13 protein-coding genes and 1 pseudogene are annotated in these 18,508 nt (G+C 66.0%); 6 read left to right on the forward strand and 8 right to left on the reverse strand.

Annotated features, from left to right (window positions below; genetic code table 11):
- Positions 1–82: 82 nt before the first annotated feature.
- Positions 83–805, reverse strand: a complete 723-nt coding sequence (locus A5780_RS24475; protein WP_064909696.1) for a GAF domain-containing protein — start codon at positions 803–805, stop codon at positions 83–85.
- Between the two features lie 121 nt (positions 806–926).
- Here A5780_RS24475 and A5780_RS24480 point away from each other — a divergent pair, with 121 nt between their 5' ends.
- Entirely contained in the window at positions 927–1,487 is a 561-nt protein-coding gene (locus A5780_RS24480) for an NADPH-dependent FMN reductase (RefSeq protein WP_064909697.1), read from the forward strand.
- A gap of 62 nt (positions 1,488–1,549) precedes the next feature.
- Here the strand turns inward: A5780_RS24480 and eccE are convergent, their stop codons facing one another.
- Positions 1,550–3,226, reverse strand: coding sequence for a type VII secretion protein EccE (gene eccE / locus A5780_RS24485; RefSeq protein ID WP_064909698.1), 1,677 nt, complete (start codon positions 3,224–3,226; stop codon positions 1,550–1,552).
- A gap of 113 nt (positions 3,227–3,339) precedes the next feature.
- Between eccE and eccB the strand changes: the two genes are divergently transcribed.
- Complete coding sequence (eccB, locus tag A5780_RS24490; protein ID WP_064909699.1) at positions 3,340–4,848, forward strand: type VII secretion protein EccB; 1,509 nt, start codon at positions 3,340–3,342, stop codon at positions 4,846–4,848.
- 9 nt (positions 4,849–4,857) lie between these two features.
- Here eccB and A5780_RS24495 read toward each other — a convergent pair whose 3' ends face one another.
- Positions 4,858–6,132: an MFS transporter gene (locus tag A5780_RS24495; RefSeq protein WP_063012570.1), complete on the reverse strand. Its 1,275-nt coding sequence runs from the start codon at positions 6,130–6,132 to the stop codon at positions 4,858–4,860.
- A 152-nt stretch (positions 6,133–6,284) separates the two neighbouring features.
- On the opposite strand from A5780_RS24495, the gene A5780_RS24500 reads away from it, so the two are divergent.
- Positions 6,285–6,884: a pyridoxamine 5'-phosphate oxidase family protein gene (locus A5780_RS24500; RefSeq protein ID WP_227462741.1), complete on the forward strand. Its 600-nt coding sequence runs from the start codon at positions 6,285–6,287 to the stop codon at positions 6,882–6,884.
- 3 nt (positions 6,885–6,887) lie between these two features.
- On the opposite strand, the gene mycP is transcribed toward A5780_RS24500, so the two are convergent.
- Together mycP and eccD are read right to left on the reverse strand one after the other, a co-directional pair.
- Positions 6,888–8,303, reverse strand: a complete 1,416-nt coding sequence (mycP, locus tag A5780_RS24505; RefSeq protein WP_231983072.1) for a type VII secretion-associated serine protease mycosin — start codon at positions 8,301–8,303, stop codon at positions 6,888–6,890.
- A 7-nt stretch (positions 8,304–8,310) separates the two neighbouring features.
- The gene (eccD, locus tag A5780_RS24510; protein ID WP_064909700.1) at positions 8,311–9,777 is read right to left on the reverse strand and encodes a type VII secretion integral membrane protein EccD; all 1,467 of its coding nucleotides are present in this window, start codon (positions 9,775–9,777) and stop codon (positions 8,311–8,313) included.
- Positions 9,778–9,936: 159 nt separating this feature from the next.
- On the opposite strand from eccD, the gene eccCa reads away from it, so the two are divergent.
- The 3 genes from eccCa to A5780_RS24525 all read left to right on the forward strand — a co-directional run bounded on the left by eccCa (position 9,937) and on the right by A5780_RS24525 (position 15,095).
- Positions 9,937–13,983 (forward strand): type VII secretion protein EccCa, encoded by a 4,047-nt coding sequence (gene eccCa, locus A5780_RS24515; protein WP_064909701.1) that lies wholly within the window; start codon positions 9,937–9,939, stop codon positions 13,981–13,983.
- A gap of 436 nt (positions 13,984–14,419) precedes the next feature.
- Positions 14,420–14,740 (forward strand): WXG100 family type VII secretion target, encoded by a 321-nt coding sequence (locus tag A5780_RS24520; RefSeq protein WP_064909702.1) that lies wholly within the window; start codon positions 14,420–14,422, stop codon positions 14,738–14,740.
- 49 nt (positions 14,741–14,789) lie between these two features.
- Positions 14,790–15,095 (forward strand): WXG100 family type VII secretion target, encoded by a 306-nt coding sequence (locus tag A5780_RS24525; protein ID WP_064909703.1) that lies wholly within the window; start codon positions 14,790–14,792, stop codon positions 15,093–15,095.
- 89 nt (positions 15,096–15,184) lie between these two features.
- Here A5780_RS24525 and A5780_RS24530 read toward each other — a convergent pair whose 3' ends face one another.
- The 3 genes and pseudogenes from A5780_RS24530 to A5780_RS41285 form a co-directional block, all read right to left on the reverse strand.
- Positions 15,185–16,486, reverse strand: coding sequence for a hypothetical protein (locus A5780_RS24530; protein ID WP_064909704.1), 1,302 nt, complete (start codon positions 16,484–16,486; stop codon positions 15,185–15,187).
- A gap of 27 nt (positions 16,487–16,513) precedes the next feature.
- Complete coding sequence (locus A5780_RS24535) at positions 16,514–17,644, reverse strand: hypothetical protein (RefSeq protein ID WP_146102147.1); 1,131 nt, start codon at positions 17,642–17,644, stop codon at positions 16,514–16,516.
- 168 nt (positions 17,645–17,812) lie between these two features.
- Positions 17,813–18,508: pseudogene (locus tag A5780_RS41285) on the reverse strand (serine/threonine protein kinase); the annotation flags it as partial.

The raw sequence follows: 18,508 nt of genomic DNA on the forward strand, positions 1-18,508 counted from the left end.
GCTGGTGCGGCGAAATCTGCGTGCGCACGCCGGACGGGCTGCGCACGTTGATGATGGCGACACGCAACTCCGCCGCCGATCCCTACCTGTGGCGCGGCATTCTGGCCGATGTCACCGACAGCGTTGCGCCGCAACCCAAGTCGTTCGAGGCGGCCACGGTCGAGACGCTGGTCAGCCGCAATCCCGGAATGTATCTGGCGGCGGAGTTGCGTGTCGCCATCATCAACGTGCGCAGCCCGTCCGGCGTGCGCACGCAGATTTCGCCGCACCAGCGCGATCCGGGTGTGGCGCGTGCCACGATCGCGGCCAGATCCAGGGCATCGTCGAAACGTTCGACATGTTCGAAGGATTCGGCTCCGATCCAGACGCTGCGCTTGCGGTCGAATGCCGGGCCCAGACCGGCGGAACGCACTTCCGTGCGCCGGGTGCGCGCGTCGAGCAGGTGGGTCGCGACCGGCGGCGGCGCGGGTGGCTCGCCGGGGCCCACCCACAGCTGCACCGCGTGCACCCGACCGTCGGGCCCGGTCAGCGCGATCGCGCAGGCGTGATGTCCGGACCAGGCATGTCGGGACTTCGGCAGCTGTCGCTCGACCCTCTCACCGCTCGCGGCGGCGGCGGTGAGGATCGGCATCAGCCGGGTGGGAACGGTGCGCGCCAACGACTTCCATCGCCGCGGTGCGGTGTCGACGGCCAGGACCGACCAGGTGGGGGGAATGTCGAGTGTTTCGATCAGCAACCAATGTCCGAGAATCACGAATTTCGCCCCCTCCTGATCGATCCGCGGCGCCCCGTCAGTCGCGGCCATCGGCCATAGCCGTCCAATATGGTGCTCGAAGATTTTCGCCCGGGGCACAGGGTATCGGTGCCGCCGGCGCGGTCGGCGAGCAGGCCGTCGCTGCGGCGAGGGTGCCGACTAGGCTGACGCCATGGACGATCCGCTGCGGTTGGAGGTCATCGTCGCCAGTGTGCGGCCCGAGCGGTTCGCGCCTGTGGTGGCCGACTGGTTCCTGCGGACGGCCCGCGCCGACGCCGGCCTCGACGTCGGGGTCGTCGATCTGGCAGACACCCCCCTGCCCACCGACCTGACGACGACGCCGCAGGTCGAGGCCTTCCGCGAGCGGATCGGCGCCGCGGACGGATTCGTCGCGGTCACCTCCGAGTACAACCACGGCTATCCCGCCTCGCTGAAGACGGCGCTCGACAGCGCCAAGCGCGAGTGGCGGGCCAAGCCGATCGGATTCGTCGGTTACGGCGGGCTGTCGGGCGGTCTGCGGGCTGTCGAGCAATTGCGCCAGGTAGTCGCGGAAATCCATATGGTGTCGATTCGCGAGACCGTGAGTTTCCACGAGGCCAAACGCAAATTCGACGCGGACGGCAACACCGCCGACGGGGCCGCTGTCGACGCCGCGCAGCGGCTCCTGCGGCAATGGGCTTGGTGGGCACGTCATTTGCGCACGGCCCGCAGAACCGATCCGTATCCGGGCTGAGCGGGCCGGGCCGCCGCGCCGACGTGAGCAGGTGCTCCGGACTCGGCCCCGGTGGGGCGAAATTACCCGTGCGCCTGCGCGACTCGCTGCCGGGGATCCGGCTGCGGCATCGGGCGGCGGCCCCGCGGGCTGCCGATATAGGTCGTCTCCCGGGGAATCGAGACCAGCGTCAGATCGACCTGAGTGGTTCCGGTCCGCATCACCACATGGTTGCCGATCGCGCCCGGCTGGTGGATCGACAGATCCGGATTGGTGGCCGGCCAGCCCATCGGATCGCCGGTGACGTAGATCGTGGTGACACCGGCGTGCGGTGCGGGCGCGAGCACACCGTCGACCACGGCCGCGGTGAATCCGGCATCGCTCTGATGGGTTTCCACCGCGATGGTGAGCCGCTCGGGATTGCCGATGGTGGTGACCAGCTGTTCCCACGCGTGCGGGCGATCGGTGCGGATGAGGATGCGCTCGCCGACGGCCAGTGCGCGGAACACCAGCTGCTGCGCCAGATACAGCTCGCCCGCCACGTAGACGGTCGAAATGCCTTGTCCGACAAGGCGAACCGCAACACCGTTGCCGTCCTCGTCGGAGCCGATCAGCTGACCGCAGCCGGAGGAGGGCAGATGCAGCACGCCCACCACGTCGATCGGGTACTGGCTCATCGGGACGGTGTCGTCCACGCCGGGAATCGCGATCGGCAGGTGGGCCAGCAGGCTCTGGCGATGCCGGCCGCTCAGCGACACCATGCCCTTGCGCTTGGTCTTCTCCGGCAGCTCCCGGGCGGTCAGTCGCCAGGCCGCGCCGATATTCACCGTCTCGGGCGAACTACCCGGCCGCAGGCGGACCGCCACGGTGGTTCCCCGCGACGGCGCGACCCACAGCTGAGCCAGCAGATCCGAGCCGAGCTGCTTGGGATCGACCGCCGCGCCGATGTTCACGCTGTTGCCCAGTTCCGCATAGCGCCAGCGATGGGTGAGCGCCCGCGGGTCGACACCGGCGCTGATCTGCCAGACGGCCTTGCGGATCTCCGGCGCGGTGAGCACGCGCGACGCGCAGTCGGCATCCTCGAGTGCGCGCACGATGCGCTGGGTGGCGATGGTGACCGCCCGGCCCGCGCCCTCCGTGCCGCCGCCGCGCCGGGCCGCGGCCTCCGGACAGGCCAGTGCGTCGAAACTGATTGCGAGCCAGACGGTTCGGTGTGCGGTCGCGGGCAGCGGACCGAGCAGCGATTCGTAGATCGGCCCCGCGGGCGTTCCGGAGCGGCTGCGGTGGCCGTGGCTGATGATGTCGATACCGGACAGCAGGATGTCGTGCTGGCTCAGGCACTGCGCCAGTTCGGGCAGCGGCAGCAGATGCGACGCGTGCACGGTGTTGCGGTCGATCCGGGTCAGACCGCCCTTGGGCGGCAGCACCTCGACGACGGCGACGACGCGGCTGCCCTCCCAGTACAGACCGAGCGAGCGGCCGTCCGGGCCGCGGAAATCGACTGTGTCACCGAGGTCGTAGTCCTGGCGGGTGACATAGCGCCACGCCGTCGCGATCCACGAGGCGAGGGTGCGCTTGCCGATCGGGACGAGCAGCACCAGGCCGGCCACGATCGCGGCACCCAGTGCGTACCAGCCGGGTACCCCCACCGCGAGCACGACGACGCCGACGAGCAGTCCCAGTAACTGTGCGGCCAGCAGATTCGGCAGCGAGATCCGTCCGAGGAGCGGGCGGCTGTTGGTGCCGCTGGATTCGGCCATCGTCGTCCCCCAAGTACCCGGTGTCGGCCGATTCCTCGATGGCCGAGCTGAACTTCAGTCCTGCTGAACTGTACTGTGTTGGGCGAACGCGAGCACTGTTCGGGGGAGGACTCATGCCTTCAAAGCCCACTACGCGCTGGCAGGTGAGCGGCTATCGCTTCCTGGTCAGGCGAATGGAGCACGCCCTGGTACGCCGGGACGTGCGGATGCTGCACGATCCGATGCGCTCGCAGTCGCGTGCCTATGCCGCCGGGCTGGTACTGGGAGTCGTCGCGCTGGCCGGCTGCGGCGTGCTCGCGCTGCTGCGGCCGCAGGGGTCGATCGGCGACAACAAGATCCTGCTGGGCAAGGATTCCGGCGCCGTCTACGCCGTCATCGACGGCGTCGTGCACCCGTCGCTGAACCTCGCGTCGGCGCGGCTCGCGGTCGGCGAACCCGCAAAAGCGGTGTCCATCAAGGAATCCGAGCTGTCGAAGAAGCCCCGGGGGGCGCTGATCGGCATTCCGGGCGCGCCGTCGTCGCTGAATTTCGACGGCAACGGCAAGGGGCGCGCATGGTCGATCTGCGACGAGCTGAAGAACGACGGCAGCCGCGAGCTGACCACCACCGTGCTCGCCGGCGATCCGTCGCTGGGTTCCAAGGCCACCAAGCTGGATTCGGGTAAGGCGCTGCTGGTGCAGGGTCGCGACGCCGCTTACCTGATCTACGACAATCAGCGGGCCCGGGTCGATATGAACGATCCGAAAGTGACCGAGGCGCTGAAGATCCGCGGGATGACTCCCCGCCCGATCAGTGCCGGTCTGCTGAACGCGGTGCCCGAGGTCCTGCCCATCACGCCGCCGAAAATCGTCGATCCCGGTGGCACCCCGGCGTATTCGCTGAGCAATCACCGCATCGGCGATGTGGTGCATGTCGACACCAAGGATCAGTACTACGTGGTCCTGCACGACGGTTTGCAGGCCATCTCGCCGCTGACCGCCGACATCATCCGCAACTCCAATCCGACGGCTTCGGAAAATCCCGAGATCAGCCAGTACGACAGCACCCAGGCGCCGCCGTCGAACGACCTTCCGGTCCAGCAGTATCCGACGTCCGCGCCGGCCATCGTCGATTCGAAGGATCAGCCGGTGGAATGCATGTCCTGGAAGCCACTGTCCGGTGCGGCCGACAAGGCCGACGGCAGTAAGCGCGCGGAATTGGCTGTGCTGACGGGACATTCGCTGCCGATCCCGGACAGCGCGCAGACCACACCGCTGGCGCAGGCCGACGGGTCCGGCCCGAACGTCGATGCCTTCTACTCCACACCCGGCTCGGGATTCTTCGTCCAGACCACGGGTATCGAGGCCGACAGCCAGCGCCGCGACAGCATGTTCTTCATCGCCGACACCGGCGTGCGCTACGGCATCAAGGACGCCGCGGCGCAGAAGGCGCTGGGAATGGACGCCGACAAGGCCAAACCCGAACTCGCGCCGTATCAGATCGTCGGCCTGCTCGCCGCCGGTCCGACGCTCGGTCGTCAGGAGGCCATGGTGGCCCACGACGGCGTGGCGCCGGATCCGAATCCGGCCAAGCAGCTGGTGCGTTCCAAGCAGGACCAGTCGGCGCAGCAACCGCAGAACTAGCCGGCCCGGCTATTGCCGGGCGGGCGTTTCGGGTAATGCGCTCGCGTTCGTGCCGAAGCGAATTCCCTTGGCCTCCTTGCCGATCAGGGTCAGGAAGGCCACCGCGATCAGCACCGGCACGATGGTGACGGCCAGCGCGAACGGATATCCGTGGCTTTCGGCCACCCGCTCCTGGATCGGCAGATTGAGCGAGGCGAGCAGATTGCCCAGCTGGTAGGTCACGCCCGGATAGAAGCCGCGGATAGCGTCGGGCGACAGTTCGGTCAGATGTGCCGGGATGACACCCCAGGCGCCCTGCACGACCAGCTGCATCAGGAACGATCCCAGGCACAGCATGGCCGCGGTCGTCGAATACGCGAACAGCGGCACGATCGGCAGTCCGAGCAGTGCGCAGAAGATGATGGTGTAGCGGCGACCGTACTTCTGCGACAGGCTGCCGAACACCAGACCACCGATGATGGCGCCGATGTTGTACACCACCGCAATCCATTTCGCGGTCGCCGAGGACAACCCGGCGCCGCCGTTGTCGACCGCGGACAAGAAGGTCGGGTAGACGTCCTGGGTGCCGTGGCTCATCCAGTTGAACGCGGTCATCAGCAGGACGAGGTAGGCGAAGCGGCGGATCACCACCGGGTTCATCACCACATCACGCAACGAGGTCTGGGTGAGCCGCATATGTTCGCGGCTGCTCTCCCACGCCTCCGATTCACCCACGCGGGTCCGGATCACGAGGATGATCAGGGCCGGAATCACCGAGAGCGCGAACAGCCAGCGCCAGGACAGGCCGAGCCAGTTCATCACCAGCAGTGAGGCCAGCGAGGCGAGCAGGTAGCCGAACGAGTAGCCCTCCTGGAGGAGGCCGGAGAAGAAGCCGCGCCGTTCGGCGGGGATCTTCTCCATCGCCAGCGCCGCGCCGAGGCCCCATTCCCCACCCATGCCGATGCCGTAGAGCAACCGAAGTATCAGCAGCACAGTGAAATTCGGCGCGAAGGCGCACAGGAACCCGATCACCGAGTAGAACGCGACGTCGACCATCAGCGGAATGCGCCGGCCCACCCGGTCGGCCCACAGACCGAACAGCAGCGCGCCCACCGGGCGCATGATCAGCGTCGCCGTAGTGATGAACGCGACGTCGGATTTCGGCATATCGAAGGAAGCGGCGATATCGGCATAGACGAAGACGACCAGAAAGAAGTCGAAAGCGTCCATCGTCCAGCCCAGTTGGGCCGCGATGAACGAATTGCGCTGATCGGGAGTGAGACGTTGCCTGCCGGCGACTGTCATGGCTGTTCCTGCCCCTCGTGCGACGACCCGCGACGGCCGTACCGCTGGACCGCCGCTGTCAGAAATACTGAGTCATCCCCGGGCGGCCCGTGTCGATCTTGGGCGGATTCACCCGCGCCGACCAGGGCGTATCGCCTATAACGGACGAATCGATGGCGCGCGCACCGATGAATCCGGTCGCCGTGCCTCGTCGCACCATCATGGACACCATGCAGACGACCAACCTCGCCGAACTGTACGAGCTGGATCCGCTGGACTGGTCCGCCGTCGTGGCCGGTCTGGACGCCGGATTCCCGCAGGCGCCCGGTACGGGCGGCCCCGATCGCCACACCTGCTGGCTGGCCACGATCGATCCTGACGGCAGTCCGCATATGACCGCGGTGGGCGCGCTCTGGGTCGACGGTGCGTTCTGGTTCGAAACCGGCCCGCGAACACGCAAGGCCCGCAACATCTCTCGCGATCCGCGCTGCACGCTCGGCGTGGCATTGGATACCTTCGACCTCAGTGTGAACGGCACCGCCGAACGCGTCACCGACCCGGCGACGGTGGCACAGCGGGCCGCCGACTGGGCCGGCGAGGGATGGCCGTGCCGGGTCGACGAGTCGGGCACGGCCCTGACCGCCGATTTCAGCGCGCCGTCGGCCGGCCCGCCGCCCTGGTACGTCTACCGCATCGCGGTGCGCGCGGCGACGGCGCTGTCGACCGTCGAACCGGGCGGCGCGACGCGCTGGCGGTTCGACGAGCCGCGCTGAACCTCACTCGCCGCGATCACCGAAGCGGCGGCGCAGCGGGAACGAGGCGAGATATCCGAGCACGGCGAGCACGGCGATGACACCGGTTCCGATCAGCGCCACATTGCGGGAGGTGTGGTCGGGGGCCGGGGGAGTGGTCGGCACCGGCAGTTGCCAGCTCTTGGCGGCACTGGGCCGCTTGGGCGGCAACGAGTTCGGGACCTGTGCGGTGAGCGCGGCCACCGGGTCGACCGCGCCGTATCCGACATACGGGTTCCACCCCTCGGCGGGCGCGTGGGCGGTGGCCTCGATCCGCTTGATGACGTCGAGCGCGCTCAGTTCCGGGTAGCGGGCACGGACGAGCGCGGCCACCCCCGCGACATACGGTGAGGCGAAACTGGTTCCGGAGATCGGCTCGGCCTTGCCCTGCTGATCCACCTTCGCGACGGCGGTCCCCTTGCTGCGCGGATCGTCCCAGTGCGGGTCGAGCGAGGTCAGATTCTCACCCGGTGCCGCGACGCCGACCCACGGGCCCGGCACGGTGAACTTCGAGGGCTGGCCGTTGTCGTCGATCGAGCCCACCGGCAGCACATAGTCGTCCCACCGCGCGGGCGAGACGTTCAGATCGACCTTCGTCCACGGATCCGCACTCGGATCCAGCGGATCGATGACCGGGTTGGTCCCCTTGCACTTGTCGTTGTTACCCGCGGCCGTGACGACCACGACGTTCTTCTCGACGGCGGCGTAATGTACCGCGGCGCCGAGGTCGTCGTCGGGAATCGCCCCGGCCTGGCAGGCCACCTCGGACATGTTGATCACCGTCGCGCCCATATCGGCCGCCCGGCGCACCGCCTGCGCCAGGGTGTGGGTGGTGCCGTACCCCTCGGGCATGGCGTCGGGCCCCTTGTCACGGCCGGCGCCCTTCTTCTGGAAATAGCTCGAGGTCTGCCGGATGCTCAGGATCTGCGCCTGCGGCGCGACTCCCGAAAAACCTTGTCCGGCAATCTGAGTCGCGGCGATGATGCCCGCCACGAAGGTTCCGTGCGCATCGCAGTCGTCGGTGCCGTCGCCGGCCGAGACGTAGTCGCCGCCCGGGATGATGCCCGGCAGCCGGGGGTGGCGCATCACGCCGGTGTCGATCACCGCTACCAATTGCCCTGCGCCCCTGCTGAACTGCCAGGCCTTGTCCAGTTCCAGACTGCGCTGCGCGGTCGGCACGGTCGGGCCGTCACCGCCGGTGCTCGTGCTGGCACAGGGTGAATTCGCCGGCTGCTCGGTGGCATCCGGCGGCGCCGGGTTACCGCCGGACGGCAGCGCACCCGGGTTCACCACCGGTTTGTCCGCGATCGCGGCGCCCGCGCCGGTCGAGGCGCTCAGCCCCAGCACCGCGACGACCGCCGCGACTCGAATTGCTCTGCGCCCGAACATTTTCGGATTCATGCGCGGCTCAGAGCGATCGAACGAGCGTGTACAGCTCGGCTACCCAGAACACCAGCGGCAGGACGGCGGCGACGAACCCGTACTCCAGCAGCTCCACCGCGCGGCGCATCGGCGGCGTCGCCGACTGGTTCGGCACGATGGTGCCCAGGATCAGCGCGGCGATGAGCATCACCATGGCGGCGCCGAACACCGCGAGCGGCTGTTCCACCACGAAGGCCGCGCCGACCGTCATGATCAGCAGGATGGCCGCACCGCCGGCGAGCAGCACCACCGCCAGCTCGGCGCTGACGTAGGTGCGGCTGCGGAACATCAGCACCACCGCGCAGACCAGCGCCAGCGCGATGCCGGGCCAATAGGGGCTGTCCGCGGACGGATCGGTCGAGGCGAGCGCTCCGATCACGGTCACCAGCGTGGTCGCGCCGACGAGGCCGGCCAGATACATCCGCGCGCGTTCGGATTTCGTGCGCAGCACGTCCATCGTGGGCAGCGCGCGGTGGTCGTCGGGATCGTCCTCGGTGGGATCGATCGGGGTGCCGGGCGAAGGCACCGGCGGCAGCGGCAGTTTCGCCAGCAGCATCGATACTCGCGGTGCCAGCGACAGGGCGCCGAGCGCGAGCGCGGCGGCGACGGCGCCGATGGCCTTGACCGGCTGCGAGGTGAGCAGGCCGACCAGCGCGGCGGGAAATGCGAAGACGGAAAGTGTTGTGGCGCCGATGAACAGGGCCAGACCGACCCCGCTGACCCGCCAGGCCAGCAGTGCCGTCGCGCCGACGAGTACCGAGCCGAGCAGCAGATTCGCCCAGCCGTAATGGTCGGGCACGATCAACATGCCCGCGGCGAACGCGCTCGGCAGCGCACAGCCGCCGAGAACCAGCGCGGAGGTGGTGTCGCCGTACATGCGGCTCATCACCGTGCCGGCCACCACCAGCAGAATCGTCAGCACCGCGGCGATGGACCCGGTGATCCAGCCCGCCATCGCATCCGGCGCGGCCAGCAGACCGGTGCATCCGGCGAGCATCGTCAGCACCGCGATGATCGATCCGGTGATCCGCGCGACCTGCGGCGACCAGCTGCGGAAATGGTCGGTGTCGGCGATCGCGACGTTGTACATGATGTCGTCGAACAGCGGACTGGGCGCGACGTGATCGGCGCTTTCCAGCATCAGCAGCTCGCCGTCGCGCACCCCCTGCTCGCCCAGGCTGAGCGAATTGGAGAACGGCGGCTGCCCGATACGCGCCAGCACCCATTCGGCCGGCTGGAACTGTTCGCCGCTGTTGTCGAAATCGTTGGTGCGGCTGTGTTGCGCCACCATGTCGACCACGCTCGGAATGACCAGTGCGACCGGAACGTCGACCGGAATCGCCATATCGACCTGCGTGTGCTTGGCCAGAATTGTCACCCGCGCCAGATCGGGCGCCCGGACGATTCCGCGGCTCGAATCCTCTTCGATATGGTCCAGTCGCGCGTGCGTCACGCTTCCCCCAACTCCGTCTCTACCAGGTGTTTCAGCATGCGCTCCGGTTTGCGGTCGCGCGGCCGATCCGTGCAGAATGCTGGTCGAACTGTACGACATGTCGGCCGCTGCCTCTACACTGAGTCCGCAGTACAGCCGCCGAAGGGGGATCTTCCGTCGATGAGCACTGTCAGGTTCCAGCGTCGTGCGCGCCGGGAGGTTCCGAGGTCACCGGGCGGCGAAGTGACACTGCAACCGCCGCCGGAGATTCCACGCGCGATACCTGGCAGTTTACTGGGCAAACTGATGCCCGTCGTGATGGTCGTCGGCATGGTCGGAATGATGGCCATCATGTTCACCCGCGGTGGAGGTATCGCCTCCAACCCGATGAGCATGATGTTCCCGATGATGATGGTCTTCTCCATGGTCGGCATGTTCGCCGGTCAGGGTGGTAAGGGGCAGAAGGCCGCCGAGGCCAACGAGGACCGCAAGGACTATCTGCGCTACCTGGACCAGGTCCGCAAGGACGTCGACGAAACCGCCTCCCAGCAGCGCGCGGCGGTCGAATGGAGCCATCCGGAACCGGGTTTGGTGTGGATGCTGGCCGGCACCAGCCGCATGTGGGAACGCCGTCCGGGGGACAAGGACTTCTGCCACGCGCGCATCGGCCTGGGCGGTCAGCGCCTGGCCACCCGGCTGGTCTCGCCGGAAACCGGCCCGGTCGAGGAGCTCGAGCCGATCGCGGCCGTATCGCTGCGTCGTTTCGTACGTACGCATTCCACGGTGCCGGACCTGCCCACCGCCATCGCGGTCAAGGGCTTCGCCACCATCCAGCTCAACGGTGACCGCGCCCAGGCGCGCGATATGACCCGCGCGATGTTGTTGCAGCTGTGCATGTTTCAGGCGCCGGACCAGGTGCTGGTCGCGGTGGTCTGCGGTCCCGACACCGCCGCCGAATGGGAGTGGACCAAATGGCTCCCGCACACCCAGCACCCGGATTCCCAGGACGGCGTGGGCACCGAGCGCATGGTCTACGGTTCCATCCGCGAACTCGCCGATGGCCTGAATCCTTTGCTGCACAACCGCGTTCGCTACTCCCGCAACCAGCCGGCCAATCAGAATCTGGTCCACATCGTCATCATCGTCGACGGTGGTCTGCTCGAGGCCGAAGAGGATTCGCTGCGCGAATCCGGCTACGAGGGCGTCACCATCATCGATCTGTGCAGTTACGCTCCGCGCCTGGCGGTTTCGCGCGGCATTCAGATGGTCGTCGAGAACGGTGAATGCGTCGGCCGCGGCGCCACCGGCAACATGGAACGCTTCGCCCTCATCGACCGCATCAGCGCACGGCAGGCCGAACAGGTCGCGCGGCGGTTGGCGCCGTTCCGCGTGGCGGCCGTCCAGCGCGGTGGCGAATCCGTGGTCGAGGAGAACGCCGAGGTCATCAGTTCGTGGTCGCAACTCATGGGGCTCGGCGATATCGGCACCTTCAACCCGGAGAACGGGTGGAAGCCGCGGTACGGCCGGGACCGGTTGCGCGTGCCGTTCGGTGTGGGCGCCGACGGCCTGCCGGTCTACCTCGATATCAAGGAGGCCGCCGAGAACGGTATGGGCCCGCACGGTCTGTGCATCGGCGCCACCGGTTCGGGCAAATCGGAATTCCTTCGCACACTGGTGCTTTCGCTGCTGGCGACGCATTCGCCCGACCAGCTGAACCTGGTGCTGGTCGACTTCAAGGGTGGTGCGACCTTCCTCGGCCTGGAGGGCGTTCCGCACGTCGCGGCCGTGATCACCAACCTCGAGGAAGAGGCCGATCTCGTCGATCGTATGAAGGACGCGCTGGCCGGTGAGATGAACCGCCGTCAGGAGGTCCTGCGGCAGGCCGGCAACTTCGCCAACGTCTCCGAATACGAGAAGGCACGCGCGGCCGGCGCCGACCTGGATCCGCTGCCCGCCCTGTTCGTGGTGCTCGACGAGTTCTCCGAATTGCTTAGTCAGCACCCGGATTTCGCCGAACTGTTCGTGATGATCGGCCGTCTGGGCCGGTCGCTGCACGTGCATCTGCTGCTCGCCTCGCAGCGTTTGGAAGAGGGCAAGCTCAAGGGCCTGGAATCACATCTGTCCTATCGCATCGGCCTGAAGACGTTCTCGGCCAACGAATCTCGTCAGGTTCTCGGTGTGCCCGATGCCTACAATCTGCCGAACAGTCCCGGTGGCGGATATCTGAAGTCGGACTCCGGTGAGATTCAGCGCTTCCAGGCCTCCTATGTTTCCGGGGCGTATGTGGGTGGTGGCGCTCAGCGTGAGGTCACCCAGGCCGGCATCGTCGGTGGCGAAATCGATATCAACGCCAGGCCTTTCGTCGCCGGCCATGTGGCCTTCCGCAAGAGCGACCGAATTCCGTTGCCGCCCGAGCCCAGTGCGGTCGAAGAGGTGCAGCAGGACGAGAGCACCGAGAAGATCTCCAACCTCGGCATGCTGGTCTCGCGCATCCAGGGCCACGGTCGCACCGCCCACGAGATCTGGCTGCCGCCGCTCGACGCGGCGCCGACCCTCGATCAGCTCATTCCGCGCTCGATCCTCACCGGCGAATACAACCCGGTCGCGAGCCTGCGCACCGCGATCGGCATCGTCGACCGGCCGTACGACCAGCGCCGCGATCCGATGGTGGTCGACCTGTCCGGCGCCCGCGGCAACGTCGCCGTCGTCGGTGGTCCACAGTCCGGTAAGTCCACGGCCCTGCGGTCGCTGGTCATGGGCATGTCGCTGACCCACACCGCCGAACAGGTTCAGTTCTACTGCCTCGACTTCGGTGGTGGCACCCTGTCGGGCCTGGAGGGCCTGCCGCACGTCGGTTCCGTCGCGGGCCGCCTGGATGTGGACAAGGTGCGCCGCACCATCTCGGAGATGACGACCATCGTCCGTCAGCGCGAAATGCGGTTCCGCCAACTCGGTATCGAGTCGATGGCCGACTTCCGTCGCCTGCGCGGCACCGACCCGGCGAGCAGTCCCGCCGCGGCCGGCGCCCACGAAGACCCCTTCGGTGACGTCTTCCTGGTCGTCGACGGCTTCGGCTCCATTCGCCAGGATTTCGATTCGCTCGAACAGCCGATCATGAACCTTGCGACGCAAGGTCTTTCGTACGGTGTGCACATCGTGATCGCGCTGAACCGCTGGGCGGAAGCGCGGCCCGCCCTCAAGGACCAGATCGGCACCCGCATCGAACTGCGCCTCGGCGACCCGATGGATTCCGATCTCGGCCGCAAGGTGGCCTCGCTGGTACCGCAGGGCCGTCCGGGCCGCGGTATGACCCCCGACGCGCTGCATATGCTCACGGCACTGCCTCGTGTGGACGGGAATTCGAATCCCGAGACCCTCGGCGCCGGTGTCGCCGATGCCGTGCAACGCTTGGTCGCCTCGACCCCGGGCCGGCCGGCGCCGCGCGTGCGCATGCTCCCCGAAGTCCTCAACCGCGACGAACTGGTACACAACGTTCTCGGTGGCTGGCCGGGCGCGGTGGATCAGTACACGCGGTGCGTGCAGATCCCGATCGGCCTCAACGAATCCGAGCTCGCGCCGGTCTTCCTCAACATGGCCGAGCAACCGCACGTACTGATCTTCGGCGACACCGAATGCGGTAAGACGAATGTGCTGCGCAACATCATCCTGAACATCGTCGCCTCGAATACGCCGGAGAATGCCAAGCTGATCATCGGCGACTACCGCCGGACGCTGCTCGGCGTGGTCGAGGGCCGCCATGTCGCGGGATATGCGCCGTCGGCGGAGATGCTGGACACGATGATGCGCGACCTGGTCGGTGTGCTGAAGGCACGTATGCCCGGCCCCGACATCACCCAGCAGCAGTTGCGTGAGCGGTCGTGGTGGTCGGGCCCCGAGGTCTACGTCATCGTCGACGACTACGACCTGGTGTCCACTCCGTCGGGCAACCCGCTGTCGATCCTCACCGAATATCTCGCGCAGGCCAAGGACATCGGCTTCCACCTGATCATCGCCCGGCGCTCGGGTGGTGCGTCACGAGCGCTGTACGAGCCGCTGATCGGCCGGATGAAGGATATCGGCACCATCGGCCTGCTGATGAGCGGCAACCGCGACGAGGGCGCGCTGCTCGGCAACGTCAGGCTCAGCGAAATGCCGCCCGGCCGCGGCACATTGGTCGCCCGTTCCGGAAACAGCCTGATCCAGACCGCCTGGACCCCGGCACCCTGATGACGGGCACCGGCGCCTGTGTCGAAACCGCTGTGGCCGAGGTCATCACCGACGGCCACAGCGGAAAATCCGAAGGCGCTGGAAATTCCGCGCAGAAGATGGCAGGCTCAGAATCCGGACAGTGTGAACGTCTGATGCGCGATATCCAGCAGGACCGTCGCCCCAGGTACCACCGGCCGACAGAACAGGAACGCTCGGGGGCGCGATGCTCATCGCTGAGCGGGACCGACTGACGGCAGACGGGCTGTTCAACACGAGAGGGGGAGGTGCAAGACATCCACACCGCAGGCATCCGAGCCATGCGATCGACTGTCGAACTGCGCCGATGCGCGGGACATGACGATGGAACCGAGGACGCCCGTCATGCGTCCAAACCACTAGCAGGATAAAGACCATTCCTCGCCGCGGCCCGCGGTGACCGATAGAAGGAGCCACGATGCCCTTTCACGCCGAAGGCGACCAACTCAATGCCTTCGCCCAGGAGATGGAAAAGAAGCACCAGGACATCGCCGGAATGATCCAGGCCGCCCACGGAAACGCTACGGATCTGCAGGGCCCGGCTTTCCAGGGTGGTGCCGGTAAGGCGTTCCAGGCCACGTTCGAGCAGTTCCTCACCGCGGCGAACAAGATGAACGATGCGCTGCTGCAGAACTCCGAGAACCTGAAGTCGGCCGGCAGCAAGTACGCCGAGATGGAAGAGCAGAACCTGTCGCACCTGCAGCAGTCGGCCAACTCGCCCAGCCTGAACTGGACGTAGTCCTTCTCTCCGGCGGAAAACTCACCACAGACTCTGAAAGGAGAAATCGATGAGCGATTTCGGTCAGATTTCTTACGATTTCGGCGCGATCAACGCGGCGGGCGCGGGGATCAAGAACCAGGCGATGGCGATCACCGCAGCGCTCGAGGAGATGGAACAGAAGTTCCAGACTTTCATCACTCAGCACTGGACCGGCAGCGGCGGTGCCGACGCCTTCCACAGCGTGCAGCAGAACTGGCGTCAGCAGTCCGACGAGCTGAGCGCTTCGCTCGCCCAGCTCGGTACTCGCACTGTCGATTCCGGTGAGCAGATGCAGGGCGCCGACATTCTGGCGGCTAAGCTGATCGGCGGCTGAAATACCGCGGTCCGACACCGAGAGGCTGGCCACAATCCCACTGGGAATGTGGCCAGCCTTTTCGTTGATGGGCAGCAGCCGGTGTTCGGCTACATCCACTCACTGTTGGCCAGCAACGCGTACTGGGCAGCTGCGCGTTGTTGCGCATCATCCAGTTGTCGGCCCCAGACGACGGCGACGAAGCTGTGATACCTGACCGCGCAGGAGAATTGACGATAATTCCCTGAATCGGGAAGCTGCGCACACTTCGAGTCCGGCACATTCTTCGGGCTCATATGCGCGTCCGGCGCCTCCAGTAAACGCGAGTACGCGTCCGCTGCGGAGGCCGCACCGGAGCTTCGATAGAGGATGGCGCCGCCGGTGGCGTTCTTGAATATTCCCTTCCCGAAGGCTTGAGCGTTTCCGGCCGCGCTGTAGTCGACTGCAGAGGGAATGTAGGCGTCGGAGACCGTGAAGCGATCGAGGCGCGTAGCCTCGAAAAGGCTTTTGGCCGCGGCACGATCATTCTGGAAGTGGAGGAACCCCTGCTCCTCATAAGTTGCCAACGAACCGCTGGCAGGGGTGTACAACTTGTTCGGGCTGATGATGCGTCGGAGCATCCCGTCGGTGTCCGGGTCCAGCTTCACCGCGTCCGACGCGGACAGCGGTGGGAGGGCGTCCAGCATCGGAAGTTGTTTGGCGTAGGCCTTTTCCGCGAGCGCTTCGATATCAGGCAGTCCTCCGTCCGGTACTTGGACGAACAGACTCACCACATAGCGGCTTCGCGATATCAGCGATCCGAGCGTCGGCGTGCCCGGTTGCCAGTGCGAATGGGCTTCGGGGAAGTTTTTCAGCTGCACCGAACGGTTTGCGTCGCGTGCTACGTCGAAATCGGCTTGCTCGATCTCGCCCGCAGCGCGAGCCGCATCCGCCTCGGTCGGAAATTGCATCACGCCGAGGGTTACCAGCGTTGCCGCCGGCATGGAGGTCCCCGACCGATCGGGCTCATGGTCGCTACTTCCCGATGCGAAGCCGAACATCACCTTGTTGCGAACCGCTGCAGCCGCACCTGCTTTCGACAAGATCTTTTCCACATCGCTGACATTGGCTGTCGTGTCCATGCTGAGCGGTGCGATGGACTGGGTACCGGTCCCGAACTTCAGCTTGGGGTCGATATCCAGACCGGTAGCCGTATGGTTCGTCAGCCGAATGATCCCCGATTCGAAACCATTGGCGACCGAGTGACTGTACTCCTTGTATGTGTCTATGGGTTCGGTTGAGTACGGACCGACATCGAGATGTCGCACATCGATCTCACCTGCTGCCGGAAGGCCGGATCTGACCTCGCCGCATCCGGCCGCGGTGACGAGCGTCGCGATGAGCAGAAAAACTCGGAACGGAAACTTTTTCATGTGAAACATTATTCGGATTGTCCGGCTCTACTTGGGATTCTCGAGGATCGCGTACTGGGCGGAAGTCCTCTGACGTATATCGATGAGCTGGTTGGAAGAAATTTCCGCAACGAATTCGTTGTACCGCACGAAGCATTCGAAACGAAACTGTGCGAAACCGTCGCCGTGATATTCGTAGCAGCGGGCCGCGGGGAGGTTTTTCGGTGCGTCCATCAGCCGGTACATCTTCCCCAACGACGAGTGTGCGTCGAGAATTTTCTGAGCCGAAGCGGCGTCCTTGGCGCGGTAGAGCCTGCCCCCGTTGTATGCCATCCAGTCCATTCCGGTCTCGGCGAAGAGTCTTTGGTCCTCACTCGGGCTGGAGGAGAGATGGAGAGCGCCGTGCCGGTCGTAGAAGCCGGGAGTGTCCTTCCAGTTGTCGGTGGGTGAACGCCTGAGTGTCCGGCCGAGAATGTCCTCGTGATCGACCGGCACCGAGGTGAGCTTGTCCGGGGGTGTCGGCTGGAAGGTAGCCATGCGGGCGGTGATCGTAGACATGCTTTTCGTTGTGAGGTCGATCAGCTCGTTCATGTCCAGTTGATGGATTTTGCTGGCGAGCTGGTCGTCCACACTGGTGTGGACGACGAATCGGCCGGAGGCCTCGAATGCCTTCAGCCCCCCGTCGTAGGTGCTCCAAGCCAGGATGTCGGGATGACCATCGACCGTGACAGGACCGTGCGGGTACGTGTCTCCGGAAAATTGCACATGCTGCTGGAAGTCTATTTCTCGACCGTAGAGAGTATGGGCCGCATGTGTCGCGGAGTCCGAATCGGAGAAGAGTAGGACGGAATAGGAAATGTTCTGAGCAATTCCGAGATCCCGCTCCGACCGACCCCACGTGAAAAATCCGGCGATGAAGCCGGCCGCATCGGCTTCGAAGTCATCGGATCGAATGCCCGCGATATCCGGGTCCAGCCATGCATAAACGCTGTTGTCCTCGTGGCCTGTTTGATATTTGAATCGAGGATCGATCTCCATCGCGAGCGGTGCGACGCTGCCCAGGCGTTGCCCCTCGACCATCCTTGCGCGGGCCGGATTCGGACTGCCGACCTTCCCGGATGTTGTGACGAAGCTGCCGACATCGAGGTCGTGTAGGTCGATATGCGGTGATGCGGCCACGGTGGCGTCCTCCGACGAGTCGGATGCGCACGCCGCGGTGAATGCGAGCGCGGCAGACAACGCTGCGACACACGCGAGTGTCGATATTCGCACTATCCCTCCCCTGATATGCATGGTGTTCGAACGAGTGAGATCGGCTGTGATGTTCTCAGCCGATCGACGCTGAAACTAGCGGATGCGGTCGTGCAGCAATGGCACCAGCTTGGTGAGCATGGCCTGCTCGGAATTCGCACCCCAATTGCGAATCGCCGCAACGGTGGAAGCATCGTCGAGTGGAACGACAGTGGCGCGTGAGCTGGTCAGCTGGAAAGGCAGCCCCAGAAGCCCTCCGCCTCCGGCGCTCTTGTCGCTACGTACCGCGAGAACGTAGCTGTCGTCCGAGAATTTGAACGCGTCGTAGTCCGTGTCCGAAATCGGCCGCGGCGACGGCTCGTCCCCCTTCTTCGAATAATTGAGGTTGTACACGAACCCCAGGTCCTCGAGGAATTTCGTCTGCGGCGTGCCCTCCAGGTAGATGGCGAGTTTGCCGTCGTTGGTGACATCGACGATCGTAATGGTTTTGCCCGCGAACGTCGGATTCGCTTCGCGCGCTTGTGCAACCGACGTGTACGCCGCTGCCGCGGTCGTCGTCGCGGCGGCCGATGCCGAGGTGGTCGCCGGCCCCGTCCCGCCCGAATTGCCCTGGGTTGCCCACACTCCGATGCCGGCGGCCAATCCTACGGCGACGAGTGCTCCGACTCCGCCGAGGAGCAAGGGTTTGCGGCTCTTGGGTTTCGGTTCGAGGAGGCGGGAGAGGTCGGGGTCGCGGGCGGCGGTGGCCGCGCTGGTTTGGGTGCCGTCGCGGCCGAGGATGTCGGTCAGTAG

The organism is Nocardia sp. 852002-20019_SCH5090214, assembly GCF_001665865.1.
GTDB lineage: Bacteria > Actinomycetota > Actinomycetes > Mycobacteriales > Mycobacteriaceae > Nocardia > Nocardia nova.